At 32.5% G+C, this 6380-nt stretch carries 9 protein-coding genes; 6 read left to right on the top strand and 3 right to left on the bottom strand.

The annotated features are described in order from the left end of the window. Positions 1-97 precede the first annotated feature (97 nt). The gene (locus NMM17_RS07975) at positions 98-1243 is read left to right on the top strand and encodes a low temperature requirement protein A (protein WP_254754209.1); all 1146 of its coding nucleotides are present in this window, start codon (positions 98-100) and stop codon (positions 1241-1243) included. 524 nt (positions 1244-1767) lie between these two features. On the opposite strand, the gene mgaSpn is transcribed toward NMM17_RS07975, so the two are convergent. Continuing rightward, positions 1768-3246, bottom strand: coding sequence for a virulence factor transcriptional regulator MgaSpn (mgaSpn, locus tag NMM17_RS07970; protein WP_254754208.1), 1479 nt, complete (start codon positions 3244-3246; stop codon positions 1768-1770). 285 nt (positions 3247-3531) lie between these two features. Here mgaSpn and NMM17_RS07965 point away from each other — a divergent pair, with 285 nt between their 5' ends. The 5 genes from NMM17_RS07965 (at position 3532) to NMM17_RS07945 (ending at position 5472) form a co-directional block, all read left to right on the top strand. Then, positions 3532-3768, top strand: coding sequence for a GlsB/YeaQ/YmgE family stress response membrane protein (locus tag NMM17_RS07965; RefSeq protein ID WP_254754207.1), 237 nt, complete (start codon positions 3532-3534; stop codon positions 3766-3768). Positions 3769-3844: 76 nt separating this feature from the next. Next, positions 3845-4417 (top strand): alkaline shock response membrane anchor protein AmaP, encoded by a 573-nt coding sequence (gene amaP, locus NMM17_RS07960; protein WP_254754206.1) that lies wholly within the window; start codon positions 3845-3847, stop codon positions 4415-4417. Positions 4418-4428: 11 nt separating this feature from the next. Beyond that, positions 4429-4599: a DUF2273 domain-containing protein gene (locus NMM17_RS07955; protein ID WP_000455064.1), complete on the top strand. Its 171-nt coding sequence runs from the start codon at positions 4429-4431 to the stop codon at positions 4597-4599. Between the two features lie 30 nt (positions 4600-4629). Continuing rightward, positions 4630-5238, top strand: coding sequence for an Asp23/Gls24 family envelope stress response protein (locus NMM17_RS07950; RefSeq protein WP_000064110.1), 609 nt, complete (start codon positions 4630-4632; stop codon positions 5236-5238). Between the two features lie 30 nt (positions 5239-5268). Further along, positions 5269-5472: a CsbD family protein gene (locus NMM17_RS07945; RefSeq protein WP_203175531.1), complete on the top strand. Its 204-nt coding sequence runs from the start codon at positions 5269-5271 to the stop codon at positions 5470-5472. Positions 5473-5587: 115 nt separating this feature from the next. Here NMM17_RS07945 and NMM17_RS07940 read toward each other — a convergent pair whose 3' ends face one another. Both NMM17_RS07940 and NMM17_RS07935 read right to left on the bottom strand, forming a co-directional pair. Then, positions 5588-5734 (bottom strand): transposase, encoded by a 147-nt coding sequence (locus tag NMM17_RS07940; RefSeq protein WP_261101474.1) that lies wholly within the window; start codon positions 5732-5734, stop codon positions 5588-5590. 158 nt (positions 5735-5892) lie between these two features. Next, positions 5893-6348, bottom strand: a complete 456-nt coding sequence (locus tag NMM17_RS07935; RefSeq protein ID WP_254754204.1) for a GNAT family N-acetyltransferase — start codon at positions 6346-6348, stop codon at positions 5893-5895. Positions 6349-6380 lie beyond the last annotated feature (32 nt).

Raw genomic sequence — 6380 nt, 5'->3', positions numbered from 1 at the left:
TCATTCGCGTCACATGAAGTTATTTAAGCATCTTCTTTTCTTTTATTACCATTTTCTGTTATAATAAATTTTACTTCTAAAATAGAAAGGTCTTAAGATGACAACTCTTATTAAACATAAACGTGTAGAATTTTCAGAACTTTTTTATGACTTAGTTTTTGTTTTTGCAATTTCAAAAGTAACTACTTTAATCGACCATCTTCATAACGGTATTTTGACTTGGAATTCTTTCCTTGATTTTTTCATTGCTACTTTGTTTCTCATCGATTCCTGGATGATTCAAACCGATTATACCAATCGCTATGGAAAGAACTCTTTATTTAACATAGTAATCATGTTTATCAAAATGGGAATTTTACTCTTTATAGCCAATATGATTGGACCTGATTGGCAACAATATTTTCATTATCTCTGTTGGGCTATTGGTACATTAACCCTTACCTTATTTTTTCAATATTTGGTTGAATTTTTTAGAAAATCAACCGATGATGTTCATCGGGAAAGTATCAAAGGTTTTCTATGGATAACAGGTCTAGGAAGTTTAGGAGTCTATCTAGCAGCTCTTCTTCCTATTTACCTTAGAGTCTATATCTTATTTGCTAGTATTCTGCTAACATTTATTATGCCAAGTATCTTGCTTAATAAAGATAAGCATTACCAGGTAAATCTCCCCCATTTAATCGAGCGTATCTCCCTTCTTGTCATTATTATGTTTGGAGAGATGATTACGGAGCTAGCTAACTTCTTTACAATCGAGAATTTCTCGATTTATTCGGTTCTTTATTTCATTATTATGATTTCTCTGTTCTTGTTTTATTTTGGTCAATTCGACCATGCTATTGATGAAAAATCTAATCAAAAGAGACTATTTCTAATTTACAGTCACTATCCTATTTTCATTGGACTTCTTATGATGACCGTTTCGATGAGTTTTCTTCAGAATCCTGAAGCTAATCGTCTCTTTGCAACCAGCTTCTCTTATATCGGATTTGGCCTCTTTCAAGCTGCTGTCCTAGTAAATGGGCCCTATAACAAACACTATCTTCGCTATTCGAAAAGTTACTACTGTGTCCAAGCGACACTCTATCTGGCTGCCTTGATTCTCTCTTTAATCTTTGCTTCTAATCCTATAATAGTAGTGAGTATAACAACCATTTTAGCTCTAGCTATAGCCATTCATTTTATTTATTTTTATATGACACAGAATAAAAAATATTCCAAATCTAACTGGGGATTATTTTAATGAGTTTATAACATTAAAAAGCTTTGGGAACCAAGGCTTTTTTTCATTAATTTGTTTTTCCATTTTATCCTCCAATTTGATCTCGCACTGACATTTATTTATAACAAAACTATATATCTAGAATAGCATAATCATTAGGTATTATAGGTTTTCAAACCAAATACGAGTCATTCGTTTTTGCCCCACTTTTGCCCCATTTTTAAATCCTGACATTGAAAACACCTAAAAGTATTTCCCTAAAATCAGCTATATTTCAACATTTTTGTTTATTTTCAATATGAAAAGTTCTTACAAATCCATGTAGGGGGCATCTACATACAACAGGAAAAGCCTTGGAATCAAGGTTTTTTTCGTATCTTCTACAAAAAAAGCAAGAGTTTTAGAGGACTATGACTCTAGATGTACATTTTACTTAAATGACTGAAGGTCTTTTCTTAATAAAAACACCCCAAAAATTAGATTTTTTCTGTCTAACTTTTGAGGTACAGTTCAAAACGCGAAATAGCATTTTTTATTTTAGGTTACTAATCTAATCGAATAAACATCATGGCATTTAACAAAGATATGAGTGAGACCGTGTTTATATTATTTGAATAGATCAGTCTCTTATTTTCAATCGGAGGAATAATAAAATTAGAAATGATGATATCATAAGGCGATTCTTCTAAAGATTCCTTTGATAATTCTAATTCAGTCCAAACTTCAAGTTCAAAATTGTTGCTGCAATAATAAGAAAGTGTCTCTGCAACGGATTTTGCATGATACTGATCAAAATTACTCATAACCAGAACCTTCAGCTTTGGCTGATTTTGTAGTAGATTAAGCACCAAATGTTTGGTATGAGTGATGAAGGTATAAGATAGATGATTTACCATCATTGAACTAGAACAAACTTCAAGAGTCTCTAAATAATGAGAAAGCTCTTTTTTTACATCTGAAACAAATTTAGGGAAAATATTTTGAAAATTCCTGATTGTATTCCCTTTTTGATCAAATAAAATAAACTCAGTGGACAACTCCTGACGATACAGATGTGCAGTATTATGCAGATGCCAAATCAGATTATCCTTATTCTCAATCTCAATCTGATACTTGACTGAAATCTGATCAATAAAATCACTCAATAGATGGTAAGATTTTTCAACATAGCTATCCTTTTTTACGCATTTCAAAAAGAGACTTTCATCTATGAAAAACATTTTTTGAAAGTAAGACACAAATAATTGGCAAACAACTTCTTCATCTAAAGAGATATTGTATTCTAATTCAAAATTCTTAGCAACACCTTCTATTCCTTCTACCTGCATTAAAAAATCCAAACTTTGATCGTTAAAAGAGTCTTTCTCTACTTCCATGAAATGACCAAACTTTATTCTATATAGGTTCGTAACTAGGAGCAACTTTAGCATTCTATGAGTTGACAAATTCATTGGAAAGCTTGTTTCCTTATAAACCAATTCTAACAATTGAGATAGGGGCTCTGATGAAAAATTTTCAAATGGCCATTCTAGGAAATAATATTTTTCTGAAAAATATTGTGCAAAAAAGTAACGAATGTCTCTCTCATTTCCAATGATTTGAACAGGGGTCAGACTGATTTCAAATTGAAATTGCCTTTTAATCACTTTATTGATTTGGCTAATAATACGATAGAGCGAAGATGAACTGATATAAAATTCTTTACAAATTCTCTCAGCTTGACAACCTTCATTAAAGAAGATAAATTCTAAAATCGAAAAATGAGTTGAATGTTTAAAGAAATGATGGTAAACCATTTCAATATCACTATCATCGGTATTAATAATGCGTATACCATTAGTAGAAGAATGAAAAATCAAGTCAGGAAAAGCAGATTTAACATGGGATAGATCATCTTTGACTGCACGTTCTGTACAATTTAATAACTCTGCTAGTTCAGAACGATGAAACCAACGTTTATGTTCAAATAATAATTCTAATAATTCTAATTGCCTATGACTTTTTTTAGATAATAAATCTCTCATGAATGTCTTTCTCTTTTTATAAATTATCGGATTAAACCTCTTGCAATTATACCACAAAGAATAGGTATAGCATACTATAACGACTTCTACTAAGATACTTTATTTCGTATAATAACACTACGGGGGCAATATATAAACAATTTTCTTATTTTACCGTCTATTGAGGGCGTGAATACAGAATCAAATTCAAGTCGAAAGATTATATTTTTAATTTTAAAAATTATATAATAGCAACAATCAAAGAATTTGATTTTTTGAAATTAAAATAATAAAGAAGGGTAGGCAATGTTGTGGTCAATTATTGCTGGAGGTCTTATTGGTCTCTTGGCAGGTAAAATCACTAAAAAAGGTAGTTCTATGGGAATCGTCGCAAATGTATTCGCTGGTTTAGTCGGGTCATCTGTAGGACAATCCCTTTTAGGTAGTTGGGGCCCATCCATCGCTGGAATGGCTTTGATCCCATCTATTGCAGGAGCAGCAATTGTTGTTACTGTAGTATCATTCTTTACAGGTAAAAAATAATTACTTGTAGAATAAACTATTTTTAAATAGATTAGACGGGTAAAAATAGTTTAATGTTAAATCGAAAGGATTGTATATGTCAAAAACAAAGAAAATATTTTTAATTATTTTCTGTATTTTAATCTTGACAATTTTCCTTCCTGTTTTGATAGATTATCATCAAGTTAGTGATCTAGGCATTCAGCTATTTAGCTGGAGACAGAATCATTTCGTTGAATTCTATCTCTCTAGATATATATTCTGGGGGATAGTGGCTCTATCAACTTTAGTTTTGTTATCGATGTCAGTTGTGTTGTTTTATCCTAAACGTTATTTGGAAATTCAACTTGAAACTAAAAACGATACATTAAAATTAAAGAATTCTGCAATCGAAGGTTTTGTTAGAAGTTTGGTAAGTGATCATGGATTGATCAAGAACCCAACTGTTCATGTAAATTTACGAAAAAATAAATGTTTCGTTCATGTAGAAGGTAAAATTCTTCCTTCGGACAACATCGCTGACAGATGCCAACTAATTCAAAATGAAATAACTAATGGATTGAAGCAGTTTTTTGGTATTGAGCGTCAGGTTAAACTAGAAGTTCTAGTAAAAGACTACCAGCCTAAACCAAAACCTCAAAACAAAAAGACTGTTAGTCGTGTGAAGTAAGGAAGCAAAAAATGGAATGGCTTAAACAATATCGATATCCAATAATCGCAGGTCTCATAGGCGTATTTCTCGCTTGTTTGATTATCTCCTTTGGCTTCTTCAAAACAATATTTGTATTGATTTTAGGAGCACTGGGAGTTGCAGCTGGATTATATATCGAAAAAAACTATATAGATAAATAAAAATTACTAATTTAATTAAAGGAGTTTCATATGTCAAACGAAAAAAACATTAACACTAACGTAGAAAAGAAAGATGCTACTGCTGTAGCTCACGAAATCAAAGGAGAACTTACTTACGAAGATAAAGTTATCCAAAAAATCATTGGTCTGTCACTAGAAAACGTTTCAGGTCTTTTGGGAATCGACGGTGGTTTCTTCTCAAATCTTAAAGAAAAAATCGTTAACAGCGATGACGTAACAAGTGGTGTTAACGTAGAAGTTGGTAAAACACAAGTTGCAGTTGACTTAAACATTATTGCTGAGTACCAAAAAAATGTTCCAGCTTTATATTCAGAAATCAGAGAAATCGTATCTTCAGAAGTTGCTAAAATGACTGACTTGGAAGTTGTTGAAATCAACGTAAACGTTGTCGACATCAAAACTAAAGAACAACATGAAGCAGACTCAGTAAGCCTTCAAGATCGCGTATCTGACGTTGCTGAATCAACAGGAGAATTCGCTTCAGAACAATTCGAAAAAGCTAAATCTGGTCTTGGATCTGGTTTCTCAACTGTTCAAGAAAAAGTTAGCGAAGGCGTAGAAGCTGTTAAAGGTGCAGCAACTGGTGTAGTATCTCACGAAAAAACTCGTGTAAACTAAGATAAAATAAATATAACAGGAGAAATTATCATGTCAGTAGAAGAAAAATTAAATCAAGCTAAAGGTTCTATTAAAGAAGGTGTTGGGAAAGCCATCGGTGATGAAAAAATGGAAAAAGAAGGAGCAGCTGAAAAAGTTGTTTCTAAAGTAAAAGAAGTTGCTGAAGATGCCAAAGACGCTGTAGAAGGTGCTGTAGAAGGTATCAAAAACATGTTGAGTGGCGACAATAAATAAGGCTAAAAGTTACTTTATCTCTTTAGTAACATTAGTCAAAAGAGTCTGAGTCAAGATGATTCTCAGAAAACAAAAAGCTAGAGATTTCCAATTGCGGAACTCTAGCTTTTTAATTTCACCTCTTTCTCTTATTATATTTCAGCAGGTTGTTGACCATGAGTACGAATCCCATGTCAATTCTCACTTGACGCTTACCTCTCAGATAACATCTCTTATAACCCAAACAAACCTTTATCTGCCCAAAGACAGATTTCATATCAATCTTACGTTTAGCGAAAATTTATCTACCCTTGGAAGATAAAAGTACCTGATATTCTTTAGTTTTTAAACACTGGTAACGTTCATTCATATACAGTCCTTTTGATGGGCTGATTCAGGTTCATCATCGCAGTCAAGATTGATTTCAAGGATTTTTACTTTCTATCTACTCTTTTTCATGATGTATTTTCGTACAGGTGCTTCAACTATTTGAACGATTTCAAATCCTTCTTTTTGATAGAGATGCTGGGCTGCTTGATTTGCTTCGAAGACATTTAAAGAAATAGTATCTATGTCTTCATTTTCAAAGACCAAACTAACAAATTTCCTTAAAGCCTGGCTACCTAAGCCTTGCCCCTGTTTTTTGGGGTTGATAAAAAATCTTCCGATATGAAGATTACTATTTTCCAATCTGATTTTCTGGATAATCCCGACAAACTCTGATCCATCAAAGATTGAAAAGACTCCTTCCAAATCTTGCAAGGCTTGAATAGTCAAGGGAAAAGGAACCATTTGTCCCATCCATTGTTCTTGAAAGGATTTTCCGAGAGAGTTGGACCATTGGCATACGAGCTGAGCGTTTTCTGTGCTCACCTTTTCTTCAAAACGAATTGTCATCTTGACCTCACCATCTTATCTATGTTTCTCTA

The organism is Streptococcus sp. CF7_Ac1-12 (genome assembly GCF_024295905.1).
Classification (GTDB): domain Bacteria; phylum Bacillota; class Bacilli; order Lactobacillales; family Streptococcaceae; genus Streptococcus; species Streptococcus mitis_AP.
The sequence above is the reverse complement of the archived record's forward strand: the minus strand, read 5'-3'. Positions and strand labels throughout refer to the sequence as shown.

Excerpts from the sequence above, each read along its gene's own strand:
- NMM17_RS07975 (WP_254754209.1), top strand. The coding sequence starts at position 98 with ATGACAACTCTTATTAAACATAAACGTGTAGAATTTTCAGAACTTTTT.
- mgaSpn (WP_254754208.1), bottom strand. The coding sequence starts at position 3,246 with ATGAGAGATTTATTATCTAAAAAAAGTCATAGGCAATTAGAATTATTA.
- NMM17_RS07965 (WP_254754207.1), top strand. The coding sequence starts at position 3,532 with ATGTTGTGGTCAATTATTGCTGGAGGTCTTATTGGTCTCTTGGCAGGT.
- amaP (WP_254754206.1), top strand. The coding sequence starts at position 3,845 with ATGTCAAAAACAAAGAAAATATTTTTAATTATTTTCTGTATTTTAATC.
- NMM17_RS07955 (WP_000455064.1), top strand. The coding sequence starts at position 4,429 with ATGGAATGGCTTAAACAATATCGATATCCAATAATCGCAGGTCTCATA.
- NMM17_RS07950 (WP_000064110.1), top strand. The coding sequence starts at position 4,630 with ATGTCAAACGAAAAAAACATTAACACTAACGTAGAAAAGAAAGATGCT.
- NMM17_RS07945 (WP_203175531.1), top strand. The coding sequence starts at position 5,269 with ATGTCAGTAGAAGAAAAATTAAATCAAGCTAAAGGTTCTATTAAAGAA.
- NMM17_RS07935 (WP_254754204.1), bottom strand. The coding sequence starts at position 6,348 with ATGACAATTCGTTTTGAAGAAAAGGTGAGCACAGAAAACGCTCAGCTC.